General features: G+C 71.6%; 15 protein-coding genes. 12 read left to right on the forward strand and 3 right to left on the reverse strand.

Going from position 1 to position 18,706, the window contains the following annotated elements:
• Window positions 1-256: 256 nt before the first annotated feature.
• The gene (locus tag ACZ4NT_RS27355) at window positions 257-1,669 is read left to right on the forward strand and encodes a sugar porter family MFS transporter (protein ID WP_121406197.1); all 1,413 of its coding nucleotides are present in this window, start codon (window positions 257-259) and stop codon (window positions 1,667-1,669) included.
• 82 nt (window positions 1,670-1,751) lie between these two features.
• On the opposite strand, the gene ACZ4NT_RS27360 is transcribed toward ACZ4NT_RS27355, so the two are convergent.
• Complete coding sequence (locus ACZ4NT_RS27360; protein WP_121406198.1) at window positions 1,752-2,732, reverse strand: LLM class flavin-dependent oxidoreductase; 981 nt, start codon at window positions 2,730-2,732, stop codon at window positions 1,752-1,754.
• Window positions 2,733-3,110: 378 nt separating this feature from the next.
• Between ACZ4NT_RS27360 and ftsY the strand changes: the two genes are divergently transcribed.
• Window positions 3,111-4,316: a signal recognition particle-docking protein FtsY gene (gene ftsY / locus ACZ4NT_RS27365; protein WP_121406199.1), complete on the forward strand. Its 1,206-nt coding sequence runs from the start codon at window positions 3,111-3,113 to the stop codon at window positions 4,314-4,316.
• Window positions 4,317-4,473: 157 nt separating this feature from the next.
• Here ftsY and ACZ4NT_RS27370 read toward each other — a convergent pair whose 3' ends face one another.
• On the reverse strand, window positions 4,474-5,136 hold the full coding sequence (locus tag ACZ4NT_RS27370; protein WP_121406200.1) for a bifunctional DNA primase/polymerase: 663 nt from the start codon (window positions 5,134-5,136) through the stop codon (window positions 4,474-4,476).
• 448 nt (window positions 5,137-5,584) lie between these two features.
• On the opposite strand from ACZ4NT_RS27370, the gene nsdA reads away from it, so the two are divergent.
• The 5 genes from nsdA (at window position 5,585) to ffh (ending at window position 13,332) form a co-directional block, all read left to right on the forward strand.
• Complete coding sequence (gene nsdA, locus ACZ4NT_RS27375) at window positions 5,585-7,060, forward strand: transcriptional repressor NsdA (RefSeq protein ID WP_121406201.1); 1,476 nt, start codon at window positions 5,585-5,587, stop codon at window positions 7,058-7,060.
• A 338-nt stretch (window positions 7,061-7,398) separates the two neighbouring features.
• On the forward strand, window positions 7,399-8,739 hold the full coding sequence (locus tag ACZ4NT_RS27380) for an ammonium transporter (RefSeq protein WP_121406202.1): 1,341 nt from the start codon (window positions 7,399-7,401) through the stop codon (window positions 8,737-8,739).
• A complete protein-coding gene (locus ACZ4NT_RS27385) occupies window positions 8,736-9,074 on the forward strand; it encodes a P-II family nitrogen regulator (RefSeq protein WP_121406203.1) in 339 nt (112 codons plus the stop codon). The genes ACZ4NT_RS27380 and ACZ4NT_RS27385 overlap by 4 nt, the downstream gene beginning before the upstream one ends.
• A 26-nt stretch (window positions 9,075-9,100) precedes the next feature.
• Window positions 9,101-11,554: a [protein-PII] uridylyltransferase gene (locus tag ACZ4NT_RS27390; protein ID WP_121406204.1), complete on the forward strand. Its 2,454-nt coding sequence runs from the start codon at window positions 9,101-9,103 to the stop codon at window positions 11,552-11,554.
• 227 nt (window positions 11,555-11,781) lie between these two features.
• Window positions 11,782-13,332, forward strand: a complete 1,551-nt coding sequence (gene ffh, locus ACZ4NT_RS27395; RefSeq protein ID WP_467728071.1) for a signal recognition particle protein — start codon at window positions 11,782-11,784, stop codon at window positions 13,330-13,332.
• A gap of 122 nt (window positions 13,333-13,454) precedes the next feature.
• Here ffh and ACZ4NT_RS27400 read toward each other — a convergent pair whose 3' ends face one another.
• Complete coding sequence (locus ACZ4NT_RS27400) at window positions 13,455-14,306, reverse strand: methyltransferase domain-containing protein (protein WP_121406206.1); 852 nt, start codon at window positions 14,304-14,306, stop codon at window positions 13,455-13,457.
• Window positions 14,307-15,292: 986 nt separating this feature from the next.
• On the opposite strand from ACZ4NT_RS27400, the gene ACZ4NT_RS27405 reads away from it, so the two are divergent.
• The 5 genes from ACZ4NT_RS27405 (at window position 15,293) to trmD (ending at window position 18,574) form a co-directional block, all read left to right on the forward strand.
• Window positions 15,293-15,889 carry a hypothetical protein gene (locus tag ACZ4NT_RS27405; RefSeq protein ID WP_121406207.1) on the forward strand — a complete coding sequence of 199 codons (597 nt, stop codon included), beginning with the start codon at window positions 15,293-15,295 and terminating at the stop codon, window positions 15,887-15,889.
• A 435-nt stretch (window positions 15,890-16,324) separates the two neighbouring features.
• Window positions 16,325-16,753 carry a 30S ribosomal protein S16 gene (rpsP, locus tag ACZ4NT_RS27410; RefSeq protein ID WP_121406208.1) on the forward strand — a complete coding sequence of 143 codons (429 nt, stop codon included), beginning with the start codon at window positions 16,325-16,327 and terminating at the stop codon, window positions 16,751-16,753.
• Between the two features lie 2 nt (window positions 16,754-16,755).
• Window positions 16,756-16,995, forward strand: coding sequence for an RNA-binding protein (locus ACZ4NT_RS27415; protein WP_005479813.1), 240 nt, complete (start codon window positions 16,756-16,758; stop codon window positions 16,993-16,995).
• Between the two features lie 137 nt (window positions 16,996-17,132).
• Window positions 17,133-17,741, forward strand: coding sequence for a ribosome maturation factor RimM (gene rimM / locus ACZ4NT_RS27420; protein ID WP_121406209.1), 609 nt, complete (start codon window positions 17,133-17,135; stop codon window positions 17,739-17,741).
• Window positions 17,741-18,574 (forward strand): tRNA (guanosine(37)-N1)-methyltransferase TrmD, encoded by an 834-nt coding sequence (trmD, locus tag ACZ4NT_RS27425; RefSeq protein ID WP_121406210.1) that lies wholly within the window; start codon window positions 17,741-17,743, stop codon window positions 18,572-18,574. The genes rimM and trmD overlap by 1 nt, the downstream gene beginning before the upstream one ends.
• Window positions 18,575-18,706: the final 132 nt, after the last annotated feature.

Below are 18,706 nucleotides of genomic sequence, written 5' to 3' on the forward strand. Positions count from 1 at the left end.
GTGGGCTTGCCCTCAGCGAGTCGGGTAGACGAATCATGCCGCGGAGTTGAGTTCAACTCTTGAATGCAAGCGCGACACGCACCGGGGAAAAATTCACAGCAGGCGAGTATTGACTTCGAAACTTGAAGGCATAGTCTCTGCAACGTTGCTTTTACCTTCAGGTGGTGGGCGGCGCGAAGGTGTGCGCCACTGGTAGGACCACTGAAGGGCTCGCCCCCCACCCCCGGCAGTGAGGCCGGTGGCCCGAGGAGTTCACGTGACCAGCACAGCGCAGTCGTCAGGAGCCAGGGCGGCTCACCCCGAGCATCTCGGGCACGTCATCTTCATCGCGGCGGCGGCCGCGATGGGCGGTTTCCTCTTCGGCTACGACAGTGCCGTCATCAATGGCGCCGTCGAGGCCATCCGCAGCCGCTACGACGTCGGCTCCGCGGCCCTCGCGCAGGTCATCGCCATCGCCCTGATCGGCTGTGCCGTCGGCGCCGCCACCGCCGGCCGGATAGCGGACCGCATCGGCCGCATCCGCTGCATGCAGATCTCGGCGGCGCTGTTCATCGTCAGCGCCGTCGGGTCCGCGCTGCCCTTCGCCCTGTGGGACCTGGCCTTCTGGCGCATCGTCGGCGGCTTCGCCATCGGCATGGCCTCCGTCATCGGCCCCGCCTACATCGCCGAGGTCTCCCCGGCCGCCTACCGCGGACGGCTCGGTTCGTTCCAGCAGGCCGCGATCGTCGTCGGCATCGCCATCTCGCAGCTCGTCAACTGGGGCATCCTGAACGCCGCGGGCGGCGACCAGCGCGGCGAGCTGATGGGCCTGGAGGCCTGGCAGGTCATGCTCGGCGTCATGGTCATCCCGGCCGTCCTCTACGGCCTGCTCTCCTTCGCCATCCCCGAGTCCCCGCGCTTCCTCCTGGAGGTCGGCCGCCGGGACCGCGCCCGTGAGGTGCTCAAGGAGGTCGAGGGCGACAAGATCGACCTGGACGCCCGGGTCGCCGAGATCGAGCTGGCCATGAAGCGCGAGCACAAGTCGAGCTTCAAGGACCTGCTGGGCGGCAGCTTCTTCTTCAAGCCGATCGTCTGGGTCGGTATCGGCCTCTCGGTCTTCCAGCAGTTCGTCGGCATCAACGTCGCGTTCTACTACTCCTCGACGCTGTGGCAGTCGGTCGGTGTCGACCCGACGGACTCCTTCTTCTACTCGTTCACCACGTCGATCATCAACATCGTCGGCACCGTGATCGCCATGATCTTCGTCGACCGCATCGGCCGCCGTCCGCTCGCGCTCATCGGCTCGGTGGGCATGGTCGTCGGCCTCGCCCTGGAGGCCTGGGCCTTCTCCTTCGACCTCGTCGACGGCAAGCTGCCGGCCACCCAGGGCTGGGTCGCCCTGATCGCCGCCCACATCTTCGTCCTCTTCTTCGCCCTCTCGTGGGGTGTGGTCGTCTGGGTCTTCCTGGGCGAGATGTTCCCGAACAAGATCCGCGCCGCCGCCCTCGGTGTCGCCGCCTCCGCGCAGTGGATCGCCAACTGGGCGATCACCGCGAGCTTCCCGTCGCTGGCCGACTGGAACCTCTCCGCGACCTACGTGATCTACACGATCTTCGCCGCACTCTCCATCCCCTTCGTGCTCAAGTTCGTGAAGGAGACCAAGGGCAAGGCGCTGGAGGAGATGGGCTAGGCCCCGGGCCCCGAAATCTCGGGGAGAAGGGCCAAGTCCCCGCTGCCCCTCTCCTCGTATCCGTAAGGCGTACCGCCCCGGCTCAGACCGCCAGGTCCTCGAGCCGGGGCAGTACGTTTTCGCAGAACAGATGCAGACTGCGCCAGCCCTCGTCGACCGGCATCCCGCCCGACAGCGGATGCAGCACGAGACTGTCCAGCCGCTGCCGCACGCACTCGTCGGGCGTGAGGATCCGGTACACGCCCTCGGCCCGCAGCTCGTCCACGGTCGTGGCCGCGGACTTCACCGCCGAGCGGATGTCGCCGGACTGCCAGGAGGCGTACGTCCGGGCCTCGTGCAGGAAGTGCCCGCCGTACTCCGCCCAGACCTGGTCCGGGTCCTCGGCGATGTGCAGCAGCGGGGTCACGGCCGACGGCATCATGGTCCAGCCCTCGGTGCCGTACTCGATCAGCCGCTCCTTGTAGTACGCCTCCAGTTCCGGCAGGTGCGCGCTCGGGAAGAACGGCAGCCCCAGCCGGGCCGCCCGCCGCGCCGCCGCCTTCGAGGAGCCGCCGACCAGCAGCAGGGGGTGCGGATCGGAGAACGGGCGCGGGGTGACCCGTACCGTCCGGCCCCGGTAGGCGAACTCCTCACCCGTCCACGCCTTCAGCACCGTCTCCAGCAGCTCGTCCTGGAGCGCGCCGCGCCGCTTCCACTCCACGTCGAAGAGGGCGTACTCCTCCGGCCGGTAGCCGATTCCGGCCACCGTCACCAGGCGGCCGCCGCTGAGCAGATCGAGTACGGCGATGTCCTCGGCGAGCCGCAGCGGGTCGTGCAGCGGGCCGATGACCGCAGAGACGGTGACCGCGATGCGCCGGGTCGCGCCGAAGACCGCGCCCGCGAAGGTGAACGGCGAGGGCAGCCAGTTGTTGGCGACGCCGTGGTGCTCCTCGGTCTGCACGGTGGAGATCCCGCGGTCGTCGGCGTACGCGGCCATCTCGACCGCGGCGCGGTAGCGGGCGCTCAGGGACGCGGGCGTCGCGTCGGGCTCGACGAGGTTGAAGCGTACGACCGTGACGGGCATGGAGAAGTCCCCCTTCGCCGGACGGGCGGGGTGCCGGTGAGGGGGGACGGTAGCTGACGGAGCGTCAGACGACCAGGGGTGCGGTACACCCCGGCGGGGTCCGCCCCCGTACGGGGCCCGCCGCAGCGCGGGGCGACCGCGGGTCCCGGCGCCGCGGCTCCGCGGTCACGGTCCGTACGGGCCGGCGTCCGGGGCGGCACGCCGGGCACGGGGCCGTCCGCACGCGGTCCCGGACGACGGGAGCAGCTGCCGTCCTGTCCGCTGAACCGGAGTGATGGCCCGCAGCGCGCCGGGCGTGCGGCCCCGGACCGGCTCGTGATCCGCGGCGGGCATCACATGCTGGGCGCCCGGAGGGCCATGGCCGATACTGAGGGGGTTATGGAAACCGTCATCCTTGCTGTAATCATCGCCGTGGTCGTGATCGGCGCGCTCGGCGGGCTTGTCGTCGGCAGCCGCAAGCGGAAGCAGCTGCCCCCGCCGCCCCCCTCGACGCCCGACATCACCGCCCCTCCGGCCGAACCGCACGTCGGCGACGAGGCCGAGACGCCGCGCGACGAAACGCGCCGAACGATAGAGGAGGTGGACCTCCCGGACGGCTCGGCGCCGGTTGTCGTCGAGGAGCCCCCGCCGGCCGCCGAGGCCCCGCCGATCGAGGTCCCGGAGCCGACCGCCGGACGCCTCGTACGGCTGCGCGCCCGGCTCTCCCGCTCGCAGAACGCCCTCGGCAAGGGGCTGCTCACGCTCCTCGCGCGCGAGCACCTCGACGAGGACACCTGGGAGGAGATCGAGGACACGCTGCTCACCGCCGACGTCGGTGTGCAGCCCACCCAGGAGCTGGTCGAGCGGCTGCGCGAGCGCGTGAAGGTGCTCGGCACGCGGACGCCCGAGGAGCTGCGCGGCCTGCTGCGCGAGGAGCTGCTGACGCTCCTCGTCCCCGAGTTCGACCGCGCCGTCAAGACCGACTCCAACCTGGACACCCCGGGCATCGTGATGGTCGTCGGTGTCAACGGCACCGGCAAGACCACCACCACGGGCAAGCTCGCCCGGGTGCTCGTCGCCGACGGCAAGAACGTGGTGCTCGGCGCGGCCGACACCTTCCGCGCGGCCGCCGCCGACCAGCTGCAGACCTGGGGAGAGCGCGTGGGCGCCCGCACCGTGCGCGGGCCCGAGGGGGGTGACCCGGCCTCCGTCGCCTTCGACTCCGTCAAGGAGGGGATCGAGGCGGGAGCCGACGTCGTCCTCATCGACACCGCCGGACGTCTGCACACCAAGACGGGGCTCATGGACGAGCTCGGCAAGGTCAAGCGCGTCGTCGAGAAGCACGCGCCGCTCGACGAGGTGCTGCTCGTCCTCGACGCGACGACCGGCCAGAACGGTCTCGTGCAGGCCCGGGTCTTCGCCGAGGTCGTCGAGATCACCGGCATCGTGCTGACCAAGCTCGACGGCACCGCCAAGGGCGGCATCGTCATCGCCGTCCAGCGCGAGCTGGGCGTGCCGGTCAAGCTGGTGGGCCTCGGCGAGGGTGCCGACGACCTGGCGCCGTTCGAGCCGGAGGCGTTCGTTGACGCCCTCATCGGCGAGTGACCACCCGCTGAGACCGGCAGGTGGACCCTGCGCGCCCGCTGCGGCGGATGCGCGAAGAAGCGCCCGTTCCCCGGCTGCAAGGGGGGACGGGCGCTTCGCTGTGCGGTGAGTGGACGGCCGGGGGGACGGGAGGGGCGCCTCGCCGTGCGGTGGCGCCTCAGACGCGGGAGCGGTGCGCCACGTAGGCCAGGGTTCCCAGGAGCAGCCGGGCCTGCGGCGGCCGAGTCACCGAGTCCAGCGCGGGCGGACGCAGCCAGCGGACCGGGCCGAGGCCGCCGCGGTCGGAGGGCGGAGCGGTGACGTACGTACCTGCGCCCAGGCCGTGCAGGTCGAGCGCGGCGTCGTCCCAGCCCATGCGGTACAGCAGCCGGGGCAGTTCGGCCGCGGCGCCGGGGGCGACGAAGAAGTGGGCGCGGCCGTCGGGGGTCGCCGTCACCGGCCCGAGGGGGAGTCCCATCCGTTCGAGCCGGGCGAGGGCGCGGCGCCCGGCCGGTTCGGCGACCTCGATCACGTCGAAGGCGCGTCCCACCGGCAGCATGACGGCGGCGCCGGGGAACTCGGACCAGGCGTCGGAGACCTCGTCGAGCGTGGCGCCGGCCCGGATCGGCGGGGCGAAGTCCAGGGGGTGGGCGCCGGGGGCGCCGCAATCGGCCCTGCCGCACGAGCAGGCGCCCGCGGCGGCCCGGGCGCCGGGAATCACGTCCCAGCCCCAGAGTCCGGTGAATTCGGCCACGGCGGTGCACTCCGAAGTGCGGCCGCGGCGCCGCGCGCCAGTCCGGATTTCGCGCATCCCACGAGTGCCGCCGATCGTGAAGCCCATGCCCCCTCCAACGGGTCCAGCGCGCCGGTGGTTACGAAGCGAATCCGGAATGTGACTCTCTGTTCCGCTGCTTCCCCGGCTCTGCCCGGTTCAGGCGGCGCGTCGACGTACTCCGGGTGGTGCGCCCGGCTCCGTGCGCCCCCGAGTACACCGCTCCACCTCGTACCGGTCGTGCTGTGTCAAGTGAATCGTGCGACGGCGACCGGGAGTTCATTCGAAGGGGTGGCGAATGGTGGCGTTTCCGGGATCGCCATGGCTGGACGGGTGATCGTAGGATTACTTTGAGTGCACAAGCCCCGAGGGTGCGCGTACTCGTGGGTATGCCGGAGGCAAGTCGGTTTCCCGTTCGAAGGGTGAGAACCGCCGGACGCGCGGCTCCAAGTACCGGCATTCTGATAGGGCTTGGCGCACGCAGCGTACAAGTGGTCGTAGGGATGGGGGCGTTCCAGTGGGCGGCAACGGCGGAGGCGGGACGAACGCTGAGAAGCGCCCCAACGAGCTGCTCGGCTCGTGGTTCGTGCGCAGTGGCTGGTCCAAGGGCGAGCTCGCCCGGCAAGTGAACCGCCGGGCCCGCCAGTTGGGCGCCAACCACATCTCCACGGACACCTCGCGGGTCCGCCGCTGGCTGGACGGCGAGAACCCCCGGGAGCCCATTCCCCGGATCTTGTCGGAGCTGTTCTCCGAGCGGTTCGGCTGCGTCGTCGCCGTCGAGGACCTGGGGCTGCGGACCGCTCACCAGGCACCGTCCGTGTCGGGCGTGGACCTGCCCTGGACGGGCCCGCAGACGGTGGCCCTGATCAGTGAGTTCTCGCGCAGCGACCTGATGCTGGCGCGGCGCGGCTTCCTCGGCAGCTCGCTGGCCCTGTCCGCCGGTCCCACCCTCATCGAGCCCATGCAGCGCTGGCTCGTGCCCTCTCCCGCGGCCCCGCGCGCCGAGCCCGAGCCGCCCGCCGCCGCGCGCCGCGGCGGCCGGCTCTCCAAGCCCGAGCTGGACCTTCTGGAGTCCACCACCGTGATGTTCCGGCAGTGGGACGCCCAGTGCGGCGGCGGCCTGCGCCGCAAGGCGGTGGTCGGGCAGCTGCACGAGGTGACCGACCTGCTCCAGGAGCCGCAGCCCGAGACCACCACGAAGCGCCTGTTCAAGGTCGCGGCCGAACTGGCCGAGCTGGCGGGCTGGATGAGCTACGACATCGGGCTCCAGCCCACCGCGCAGAAGTACTTCGTGCTCGCCCTGCACGCGGCCAAGGAAGCGGGTGACAAGCCGCTCGGCTCGTACATCCTCTCCAGCATGAGCCGCCAGATGATCCACCTGGGGCGGCCCGACGACGCGCTGGAACTCGTCCACCTCGCGCAGTACGGGAGCCGTGACTGCGCGAGCCCGCGCACCCAGGCCATGCTGTATGCGATGGAGGCCCGCGCCTACGCCAACATGGGCCAGCCAGGGAAGTGCAAGCGGGCCGTCCGGATGGCGGAGGACACCTTCGCCGACATTCACGAGTGGGACGACCCGGACCCGGACTGGATCCGCTTCTTCTCCGAGGCCGAGCTGTACGGCGAGAACTCGCACTCCTACCGCGACCTCGCCTACGTCGCCGGCCGCAGTCCCACCTACGCCTCGCTGGCCGAGCCCCTGATGCAGCACGCCGTCGACCTGTTCGCCAAGGACAGCGAGCACCAGCGTTCGTACGCACTGAACCTGATCGGTCTGGCCACCGTGCACCTGCTCCAGCGCGAGCCCGAGCGCGGCGCGGTCCTGGCCAAGGAGGCGATGGCGAGCGCCAAGAGGGTCCGCTCCGAGCGCGTCAACACTCGTATCCGAAAGACCGTGGACACGGCTGTACGCGATTTCGGGGACCTCGCCGAGGTCGTCGACCTCACCGACCAGCTCTCCATCGACCTGCCCGAGACCGCCGAAGCGGTCTGATCCGGGGCCGCGGTCGCGGCCCCGCCCCGTGAACCCCGGCCGCGGCCGGCCGTCCCGAACTGCCCGACTCGGCTCCCCCATGCCAGGTCATCGGACGGCCGACCGCGGCCGGTCCTGTCACCTTCACAGAAGGTTGCGCCACGATAACGATCGCCCGGCCCGACATCAGGCAGTTCATGGACGCGTAACACACAAGGTGCCTTCGTCACTGGGGCGAAACATCGAGGGGCGTCGACGGAAACCGCGCTGCGCCAATCTCATGGCGCATAACCGGCCCACCCCTCATGACCGCTCAGGCTTCGCCCGCACGGGGCCGTACCAACGACGAGGAGACGCCGATGGCACCAGCCATCATGCTTGCGGCGGACGCACCGAAGCTGTCGTCCGCCAACACAGGCTTCATGCTCATCTGTTCCGCCCTGGTGATGCTCATGACACCGGGCCTGGCCTTCTTCTACGGAGGCATGGTCCGCGTCAAGAGCACCCTGAACATGCTGATGATGTCCTTCATCAGCCTGGGGATCGTCACCATCCTGTGGGTGCTCTACGGCTTCTCGCTCGCCTTCGGCACCGACTCGGGCAGCATCATCGGCTGGTCCTCCGACTACGTGGGCTTCAGCGGTGTCGGACTGACGCAGCTGTGGGACGGCTACACCATCCCGGTCTACGTCTTCGCGGTCTTCCAGCTGATGTTCGCGATCATCACGCCCGCCCTGATCAGCGGCGCCCTCGCGGACCGCGTCAAGTTCACCGCATGGGCGCTGTTCATCACCCTGTGGGTCACGATCGTCTACTTCCCCGTCGCCCACTGGGTGTGGGGCACCGGCGGCTGGGCGTTCGAGCTCGGCGTCATCGACTTCGCCGGTGGCACCGCGGTCCACATCAACGCGGGTGCCGCGGCGCTCGGCGTGATCCTGGTCATCGGCAAGCGGGTCGGCTTCAAGAAGGACCCGATGCGCCCGCACAGCCTGCCGCTGGTCATGCTCGGCTCCGGCCTGCTGTGGTTCGGCTGGTTCGGCTTCAACGCCGGCTCGTGGCTGGGCAACGACGACGGCGTCGGCGCGCTGATGTTCGTCAACACGCAGGTCGCCACCGCCGCCGCCATGCTGGCCTGGCTCGCCTACGAGAAGATCCGCCACGGCGCGTTCACCACCCTCGGTGCCGCCTCCGGCGCGGTCGCCGGTCTGGTCGCGATCACCCCGTCCGGCGGCGCGGTCTCCCCGCTCGGCGCGATCGCCGTCGGCGCCATCGCCGGTGTGCTGTGCGCCATGGCCGTCGGCCTCAAGTACAAGCTCGGCTACGACGACTCCCTCGACGTCGTCGGTGTCCACCTCGTCGGCGGTGTCGTGGGCTCCCTGCTCATCGGCTTCTTCGCCAGCGGCGGCGGCCAGTCCGACGTCCAGGGCCTCTTCTACGGCGGCGGACTCGACCAGTTCTGGAAGCAGTGCGCCGGTGTCTTCGCCGTCCTCGGCTACTCCCTGGTGGTCTCCGCGATCCTCGCCTTCCTGATCGACAAGACGATGGGGATGCGCGTCGCCGACGACGAGGAGGTGGCGGGCATCGACCAGGCCGAGCACGCCGAGACCGCATACGACTTCAGCGGTGCCGGCGGCGGTCTGGACCGGACCGCCGTGGCCGCCCCGGTTCAGGACTCCGCGAGCAAGAAGGTGGACGCATGAAGCTCATCACCGCCGTCGTGAAGCCGCACCGGCTCGACGAGATCAAGGAGGCCCTCCAGGCCTTCGGCGTGCACGGTCTCACCGTCACCGAGGCCAGCGGCTACGGTCGGCAGCGGGGCCACACCGAGGTCTACCGTGGAGCCGAGTACACGGTCGACCTGGTTCCCAAGATCCGTATCGAGGTACTGGTCGAGGACGACGACGCCGAACAGCTCATCGATGTCGTCGTGAAGGCCGCGCGTACCGGCAAGATCGGTGACGGCAAGGTCTGGTCCCTCCCGGTCGACACCGCCGTCCGGGTCCGGACCGGCGAGCGCGGCCCGGACGCGCTGTAGAAGCGAAGAAAGACAGGAGTCGCTGGGTGACGAGTACGGACATGCGTACGGAAGCAGAGGACTCGGGACCCAGCGGCTACGCGGCGGCCCGGCTGCGCCTCCTCCAGGAGGGGGCGCAGTCCGGGCCGCCGCGCCGTGCGGCCCTCGCCGAACTGACGGACGACTGGCTCACCGGTCTCTTCGACGCCGGCGCCGCTGGTCTGCGCGGCGTCTCCCTGGTGGCCGTCGGGGGCTACGGCCGCGGCGAGCTCTCCCCGCGCAGCGACCTCGACCTGGTGCTCCTGCACGACGGCGGCGACGCCAAGGAGATCGCCGCCCTGGCCGACCGCATCTGGTACCCCGTCTGGGACCTCGGCCTGGCCCTCGACCACTCCGTGCGCACCCCCACGGAGGCCCGAAGGACCGCCGGCGAGGACCTCAAGGTCCAGCTCGGACTGCTCGACGCCCGCCATCTCGCGGGCGACCTCGGCCTCACCGCGGGACTGCGCACCGCCGTCCTCGCCGACTGGCGCAACCAGGCCCCGAAGCGGCTCCCCGAACTCCAGGAGCTGTGCGCCGAGCGGGCCGAGCGGCAGGGCGAACTGCAGTACCTGCTGGAACCGGACCTCAAGGAGGCGCGGGGCGGCCTCAGGGACGCCACGGCCCTGCGCGCCGTGGCCGCCTCCTGGCTGGCCGACGCGCCCCGCGAGGGCCTCGCCGACGCCCGGCGCAGGCTCCTCGACGTCCGCGACGCCCTCCACCTCGCCACCGGCCGCGCCACCGACCGCCTCGCCCTGCAGGAGCAGGACCAGGTCGCCGCCGAGCTCGGACTGCTCGACGCCGACACCCTGCTCCGCCAGGTGTACGAGGCCGCACGCGTCGTCTCGTACGCCAGCGACGTGACCTGGCGCGAGGTCGGCCGCGTCCTCAGGTCGCGCGCCGTACGGCCACGGCTGCGGGCGATGCTCGGCGGCGGCGGCAAACCCGCTCCCGAACGCTCGCCGCTCGCCGAGGGAGTCGTCGAACAGGACGGCGAGGTCGTCCTCGCCCGCGCCGCCCGGCCCGAGCGCGACCCCGTGCTCCCGCTGCGCGCCGCCGCCGCGGCCGCCCAGTCCGGGCTGCCGCTCTCCCTGCACGCCGTACGCCGGATGGCGGCCGCCGCCCGCCCGCTCCCGACGCCCTGGCCGGCGGAGGCCCGCGAACAGCTGGTCACACTCCTCGGCTCGGGCCGGCCGACCATCGACGTCTGGGAGGCGCTGGAGGCCGAGGGGCTGATCACCCGGCTCCTGCCGGACTGGGAAAGGGTGCGCTGCCGGCCGCAGCGCAACGCCGTCCACATCTGGACCGTCGACCGCCACCTGATCGAGACGGCCGTCCGCGCGTCCGAACTCGCGCGCCGCGTCGGCCGGCCCGACCTGCTGCTGGTCGCCGCGCTGCTGCACGACATCGGCAAGGGCTGGCCCGGCGACCACTCCGTCGCGGGCGAGATCATCGCCAAGGACGTCGCCGCCCGCATCGGCTTCGACCGCGCCGACGTGGCCGTGCTCGCCACCCTCGTACGCCACCATCTGCTGCTCGTCGAGACGGCCACCCGGCGCGACCTGGAGGACCCGGCCACCGTGCGCTCGGTCGCCGAGGCGGTCGGCTCGCAGGGCACCCTCGAACTGCTGCACGCGCTGACCGAGGCGGACGCCCTGGCCACCGGGCCGGCCGCCTGGTCCTCCTGGCGCGGGTCCCTCGTCGCCGACCTGGTGAAGCGCGTCGCCGCCGTCCTCGCCGGGGACGCCCCCGAGGAACCGGAGGCCGCCGCGCCCACGGCCGAGCAGGAGCGGCTCGCGATCGAGGCGTTCCGCACGGGGGGCCCGGTCCTCGCGCTGCGCGCCGCGCAGACGGAGGCGCCCGCCGAGGAGGAGCCCTCCGGCGACCCGGAACCGCTGGGCGTGGAACTGCTCATCGCCGTACCCGACCAGCCCGAGGTGCTGCCCTCCGTGGCCGGAGTCCTCGCCATGCACCGCCTGACTGTCCGCACGGCCGAACTGCGGGCCCTGGACCTGTCCGAGTCCGTGCAGGGCTCGGTGCTGCTGCTCAACTGGCGCGTCGCCGCCGAGTACGGCTCCCTGCCGCAGGCCACCCGGCTCCGCGCCGACCTGGTCCGCGCGCTCGAAGGCTCCCTGGACATCGCGGGCCGGCTCGCCGAGCGCGACGCCGCGTATCCCCGGCGCCGCGGGACCGTCGCACCGCCCGCCCGGGTCACGGTCGCCCCGGCGGCCTCCCGGCACGCCACGGTCATCGAGGTGCGCGCCCACGACGCCCCCGGCCTGCTGCACCGCATCGGCCGCGCGCTGGAGAAGGCGAACGTCCGGGTCCGCAGCATGCACGTGTCCACCCTCGGCGCCAACGCCGTGGACGCCTTCTACGTGACGGCGCCGGACGGCACGCCCCTGCCGGGGGAGGAGGCGGCCACCGTCGCCCGGGCCCTGGAGGAGACGCTGCGGGGCTAGGAGCAGGGTCTGCGGTCCGGGGATGCGGCCGGGGCCCCGGCTCCCTGCGCAGCGTGCCTGGGCCGGGGGCGTCCCCGGTTCCCCGGCGTGCCGGGGGAGTGGGCCGCCCCGGTTCGTACCGAGGCGGAGCGAGCCTTGTACGAACGCGGTGGAGACCCCACCGCGCCCGGCCGGATACCCTGGAGGGCGATTCCCTCGCCCCCGACCCCTGAGGACAGACGAGCGCCGTGTTCGATACTCTCTCCGATCGCCTCTCAGCGACGTTCAAGAACCTGCGGGGCAAGGGCCGGCTGTCCGAAGCTGACATCGACGCCACCGCACGCGAGATCCGTATCGCCCTCCTCGAAGCCGACGTGGCGCTGCCGGTCGTGCGGACCTTCATCAAGAACGTGAAGGAGCGGGCCCTCGGCGCCGAGGTCTCCAAGGCGCTGAACCCCGCCCAGCAGGTCCTCAAGATCGTCAACGAGGAACTCGTCACGATCCTCGGCGGGGAGACGCGGCGCCTGCGCTTCGCCAAGAACCCGCCCACCGTGATCATGCTCGCGGGTCTGCAGGGTGCGGGTAAGACCACGCTCGCCGGAAAGCTCGGCAAGTGGCTCAAGGACCAGGGGCACTCCCCGATCCTGGTGGCCGCCGACCTCCAGCGCCCCAACGCGGTCAACCAGCTCAGCGTCGTCGCGGAGCGCGCGGGCGTCGCCGTGTACGCCCCCGAGCCGGGCAACGGCGTGGGTGACCCGGTCAAGGTCGCCAAGGACTCCATCGAGTTCGCGAAGGCCAAGGTCCACGACATCGTGATCGTGGACACCGCCGGCCGCCTCGGCATCGACCAGGAGCTGATGCAGCAGGCCGCGGACATCCGCGACGCGGTCTCGCCGGACGAGATCCTCTTCGTCGTCGACGCGATGATCGGACAGGACGCGGTCAACACCGCGGAGTCCTTCCGCGACGGTGTCGGCTTCGACGGTGTGGTGCTCTCCAAGCTCGACGGCGACGCCCGCGGTGGTGCCGCGCTGTCGATCGCCTCGGTCACCGGCAAGCCCATCATGTTCGCGTCGAACGGCGAGAAGCTCGACGACTTCGACGCCTTCCACCCTGACCGGATGGCCTCCCGCATCCTCGACATGGGTGACCTCCTCACCCTGATCGAGCAGGCGGAGAAGACGTTCAGTCAGGAAGAGGCCGAGAAGATGGCCTCCAAGCTGGCGTCCAAGAAGGGGCAGGACTTCACGCTCGACGACTTCCTGGCCCAGATGGAACAGGTCAGGAAGATGGGCAGCATCAGCAAGCTGCTCGGCATGCTTCCCGGCATGGGCCAGATCAAGGACCAGATCAACAACCTCGACGAGCGCGACGTCGACCGCACGGCCGCGATCATCAAGTCGATGACCCCGGCCGAGCGCCAGGAGCCGACGATCATCAACGGCTCGCGTCGGTCCCGGATCGCCAAGGGTTCCGGTGTCGAGGTCAGCGCGGTCAAGAACCTGGTCGAGCGCTTCTTCGAGGCCCGCAAGATGATGTCCCGCATGGCGCAGGGCGGCGGCATGCCGGGGATGCCCGGGATGCCGGGCATGGGCGGCGGCCCCGGCCGCGCCAAGAAGAAGCAGAAGCAGGCCAAGGGCAAGCAGCGCTCCGGCAACCCGATGAAGCGCAAGCAGCAGGAGCTGGAGGAGGCCCAGCGCCGTGAGGCGGGCGCCCAGCCGGGCGGCGCCTTCGGCCTGCCGCAGCAGGGTGCCCAGGACTTCGAACTGCCCGACGAGTTCAAGAAGTTCATGGGCTGACGGTTCTTCTCCGTACGGGCGCGGTCGCCCGTACGGCACTGGGGGCGTCCCTCGCCGAGGGGCGCCCCCAGTCGCATGCCGGCGGTGTGCCGGCCGGGCCTCACCCGTGCCGGCTCGTCACCTCACGGCACCCGGGCGATCAGATACCGGAAGATGTTGGTCATCCACACCGTCCCGTCCGTCCGGCGGTGCGGGTGCAGCGCCTCTCTGAGTTCCTTGTCGACCTGTACCCGGTCGGTCGTGGCGATCGCCGCGTCGAACAGTCCGGTGGACAGCAGGCCCCGTACCGCGTTGCTCTCGTCGGGGTACCCGAAGGGGCAGGCCACCCGCCCGGACCCGTCCGGCTTCAGCCCGGCCCGCTGCGCGACGTCCTCCAGGTCGTCGCGCCGGGCGGGCCGCCAACCGGCCCGGCGGCGCAGCGGATCGGCCAGTTTGGTGGCCACCCGCAGCACGGAGGACGTCGTGCACCGCTCGGGAGGACCCCAGCCGGCCAGCACGACCGATGCCCCGCGCGCGGCGAGCGGTGCCGCCGACTCCAGGAGGTCCTCCAGTCCCTCCGCGTCCCCGGCCGCACAGCCGATCGGCTCGAACGCCGTCACCACGGTGTACGCGGGGGAGTCCGGCTCCGTCAGATCGGCGAGCGCTCCCTCGACGATGCGGGCCTCGCCCCGGCCGTGGGTGTGTGCCTCCGGCAGCATGCGTTCCCGTGCCAGCGCGAGGCGTTCGGCCGAGGAGTCGACACCGGTGACCGAGGCGCCGCGCGAGGCCGCCATCAGGAGCGCGAGTCCCGAACCGCAGCCGAGGCCGAGCAGCCGCGTTCCTTCACCCACTTCGAGTCGCTCGTAGACGGCCTCGTAGAGCGGGACCAGCATCCGCTCCTGGATCTCGGCCCAGTCACGCGCGCGAGCACACCGATCGACGCGAGGAGGGTGTCCCGCGTGAGCCGGTTGCTGCCGCACGAGCGTAGGTGTCATCGAAAGCGCCCCAATCCGCCGAGAGTTGTCGCCGTGCCCCGTTTCCATGGCCCCCGTGCAGTGCGCCGCACTCCCCCCGTATGCCAGATAACTCCGCGCTCGTCCTCGCGTCCAGGGGTTGTGGGGCTTTGCTTGTGTGCCGCTCGTACGCGTCGTCGTCCTCCGCCGGATCCCCTCCGGCCCGAGGTTTGATCCACGGTGCTGCGGGACACCGCCGCCGGCGAAAGGCGGACGTCGGGGCGAGCGGGGCGATGCGGAACGGGGCCCTCGACGGCACGGCGAGTGGCCTGATCGCGTCGTCCGGCGACCACGGCGGGCGCGGGGCGCGGTCGGGCGTCGTGCCCGTGCCGCCCCTCGTCCCGCGGCCGAGGAGGACGGCCCGGTTCCGGCCAAGGTCGCCGCACCGGCGCTCTGCCGAGGGCGGGGCGCGTCGCCGTCCACGTCGACGACCGGCACGGACCGCGGCTTCGGTCGTTGCGCCGCCGGACGGCGATCCCGGGGGCACACCCGTACGGGGCGAGGGGAGCGCCGAGACCCGGCGACGGCGCCGCTCTGCCGACCCGCCGGTTCCGGGTGGGCCGAGGAGGCCCTCGCTCCGGGCCGACCTGGGAGAAGCGCGCGGGAGCCGGTTCGCCGAGCCCTTCCTGCCCCGCGGTGTCGGGGGCGAAGGGCGGGGCGGTGCCCGACGGCGGCCGCGCACCCGGTAACCTCGCCGTCGTGGCGCGGGTCCACCAGCCCCTCTCCGAGGGCGGCCGAAAGGCCCCTTGCGCATCTGATGACCTCGGGTCCCCCGGCGCGCGGACCTCGCCTACACGCCGGGGCGTACGCATCACTACGTACCGGCAAGGTGTGAACTGTGAGGCTTCTCCGCAGATCAGCGCACCCGTACTCGTCAGGACGCATCAGCGGCAACTGACGGGTACGTGCAAATTATTTGGGATGCCCCGGAATAGGAACACAGAGGCACCCCGGCTCGTTGTCACGACGTGAGCACGACACCACCTGTTCTCGCCGCAGAGCTGGCAGGGGCGTGGGCCGACATTCAGCGGCACCACTCCGAACTGCCGGATCTCGCCGCGCCCGAATCCCTGATCGGGGAGTCGTCGTCCGCCTGCGGACACGAACTCTCCTTCGAGCGACTGCTTCACGAGGCAGTCCATGGCATCGCCGCCGCCCGCGGAGTCCGCGACACCTCGCGCGCCGGCCGGTACCACAACCGCAGATTCCTCGCGATCGCCGAGGAGTTGGGCCTGGACCACCCCGAGGAACCGCATCCCAGCAGCGGATTCTCACTGGTCACGCTCAACCCCGAGGCGAAGCGCCGCTACCGGCCGACGATCGAGCGGCTCCAGCGCGCCCTCAAGGCGCACTCCGCAGCGACCGCCGCGGACACGGCGCGCAGCTTCCGGGGCCCGGCCGCCCGGCACGGCTCCTCCGGGGGAGGCGTCCGTGTCAAGGCGGTCTGCGACTGCGGGCGCAACGTCCGGGTCGTCCCGTCGGTCCTCGCGCAGGCGCCGATCGTGTGCGGGGGGTGCGGCAAACCCTTCCGGATCCCGGAGGCCGTGGGCGCGGCGGCGGGCTGAGGCGCGGCGTCCCGCGCAGTCGTGCCGCAGGGGCGGCGCGGGCGGGCGCGGACGAGGGCTCCGTGGGCGCAGGACGGCGGTCGGCTTCGGCGGTGAGCGGCGGCATCTCGTGGGTGCCGGGCCGCACCCCGGCGCCGGCTGCCCGTGCCCTGCGGTCGGGCCCGCACGACGCCCGCCCCCGGTCCGGCATGCGCGGCCGCCGGTGGTTCAGGGCCGTGGCGGACGCCGGGGCCCGGTCAGGCGTGGGCCGAACGGGGTGCGTCCCGGCCGGTGAAGCCGGGCCGTGGGGATGTGGCACAATGGCTAGCTGTACTCGACAGTCGCACAGGACCCCTCTCTCCTCCGGCTGACGCGTCCATCGGGCACTCGGGTACCGCAACCCCACGCGGCAATCTGCCGTGCCCAACCACGTCAAGACCAGGAGACACCACTTCCGTGGCAGTCAAGATCAAGCTGAAGCGTCTGGGCAAGATCCGTTCGCCTCACTACCGCATCGTCGTCGCCGACTCCCGTACCCGCCGTGACGGCCGGGCCATCGAGGAGATCGGCCTGTACCACCCGGTGCAGAACCCCTCGCGCATCGAGGTCGACTCCGAGCGTGCGCAGTACTGGCTGGGTGTCGGCGCGCAGCCGACCGAGCCCGTGCTCGCCATTCTCAAGCTGACCGGCGACTGGCAGAAGTACAAGGGCGAGCCCGCCCCGGCGCCGCTGCTCGTGGCCGAGCCGAAGGCGACCCGCCCCTCGTTCGACGCCCTCGGTGGCGACGACGAGAGCAAGGGTGAGGCCATCACCCAGAAGAAGAAGGCTGAGAAGAAGGACGACGCTCCGGCCGAGTCCTCTTCGTCTGAGTCGACCGAGGCCTGAGCATGCTCGAGGAGGCTCTCGAGCACCTCGTGAAGGGCATCGTCGACAACCCCGACGATGTGCAGGTCGCCTCGCGCGACCTGCGCCGGGGGCGCGTTCTCGAGGTTCGGGTCCACCCCGACGACCTCGGCAAGGTGATCGGTCGCAACGGCCGCACCGCACGCGCTCTGCGCACCGTCGTGGGCGCCATCGGCGGACGAGGTGTCCGCGTCGACCTCGTCGACGTGGACCACGTCCGCTGACGTAGCAGACAGCACCGGCTCGGGCCGGGGAAGGCCGATCCGGCCGTCCCCGGCCCGTAGTCGTCTGTGCCGTACCGCCGCGGGCGGACGGCATCCACGAACATCCGCCGTAGGCACACGACAGGAGATCGAAAGAAGTGCAGCTGGTAGTCGCTCGCGTCGGCCGTGCCCACGGCATCAAGGGCGAGGTCACCGTCGAGGTACGCACCGACGAGCCGGAGCTCAGGCTGGCGCCGGGCGCCGTCCTGGCCACCGACCCCGCCTCCACCGGCCCGCTGACCATCGAGACGGGCCGGGTGCACAGCGGCCGTCTGCTGCTGCGCTTCGAGGGCGTACGCGACCGGAACGCCGCCGAGGCGCTGCGCAACACCCTCCTCATCGCCGAGGTCGACCCGGACGAGAAGCCCGAGGACCCGGACGAGTACTACGACCACCAGCTCATGGACCTGGACGTCGTCACCGCGGACGGTGTCGAGGTCGGCCGGATCACCGAGATCTCGCACCTGCCCTCCCAGGACCTGTTCGTCGTCGAGCGGCCCGACGGCACCGAGGTGCTGATCCCGTTCGTCGAGGAGATCGTCACCGAGATCGACCTGGCGGAGCAGCGGGCGGTCGTCGACCCGCCGCCGGGGCTCATCGACGACCGGGCCGAGATCGCCTCCGCCCGGGACGCCGGCGAAGAGGGCGACACCGCGGAGGCGGCCGACGCCCCGGAGCAGGACGCCGCGTCCGGGGACGACGCCTGATGCGACTCGACGTCGTCACGATCTTCCCCGAGTACCTGGACCCCCTGAACGTCTCGCTCGTCGGCAAGGCACGCGCGCGCGGTCAGCTGAACGTCCACGTGCACGACCTGCGGGAGTGGACCTACGACCGGCACAACACGGTCGACGACACCCCGTACGGCGGCGGCCCCGGCATGGTCATGAAGACCGGGCCCTGGGGCGACGCCCTGGACACCGTCCTGGCCGACGGATACGAGACGGGCTCGCACGGCCCCGCCCTGGTCGTGCCCACGCCCAGCGGACGCCCGTTCACCCAGGAACTCGCCGTCGAGCTCTCCGAGCGGCCCTGGCTGGTCTTCACGCCCGCCCGCTACGAGGGCATCGACCGCCGCGTCATCGACGAGTACGCCACCCGCATGCCCGTCTACGAGGTCTCCATCGGCGACTACGTGCTGGCCGGCGGCGAGGCGGCCGTCCTCGTCGTCACCGAGGCCGTGGCCCGGCTGCTGCCCGGCGTCCTCGGCAACGCGGAGTCCCACCGGGACGACTCCTTCGCCCCCGGGGCCATGGCGAACCTCCTGGAGGGCCCCGTCTACACGAAGCCGCCCGAGTGGCGGGGCCGCGACATCCCCGACGTGCTGGTCAGCGGTCACCACGGGAAGATCGCCCGCTGGCGCCGGGACGAGGCCCTGCGCCGGACCAGCGCGAACCGGCCGGACCTCATCGAGCGCTGCGCCCCCTCGGCCTTCGACAAGAAGGACCGCGAAATGCTCTCCATCCTGGGCTGGGCGCCGGACCCGGACGGGGAGCGGCACGGCCGATTTTGGCGCAGGCCCCAGGCCGTGGAAGAATAGGCCGCTGCTGTACGTCGTCCGACGCGCGCCCCTGCCACAGGGGGACACGACGCCCGCCCCGACGCGGCAGCCCACCTTCTGGAAATCAACGTCCGTTGATGACCTGTGGCATCAACGAAGAAAGCAGACGAA

The organism is Streptomyces sp. NPDC026417, assembly GCF_055567695.1.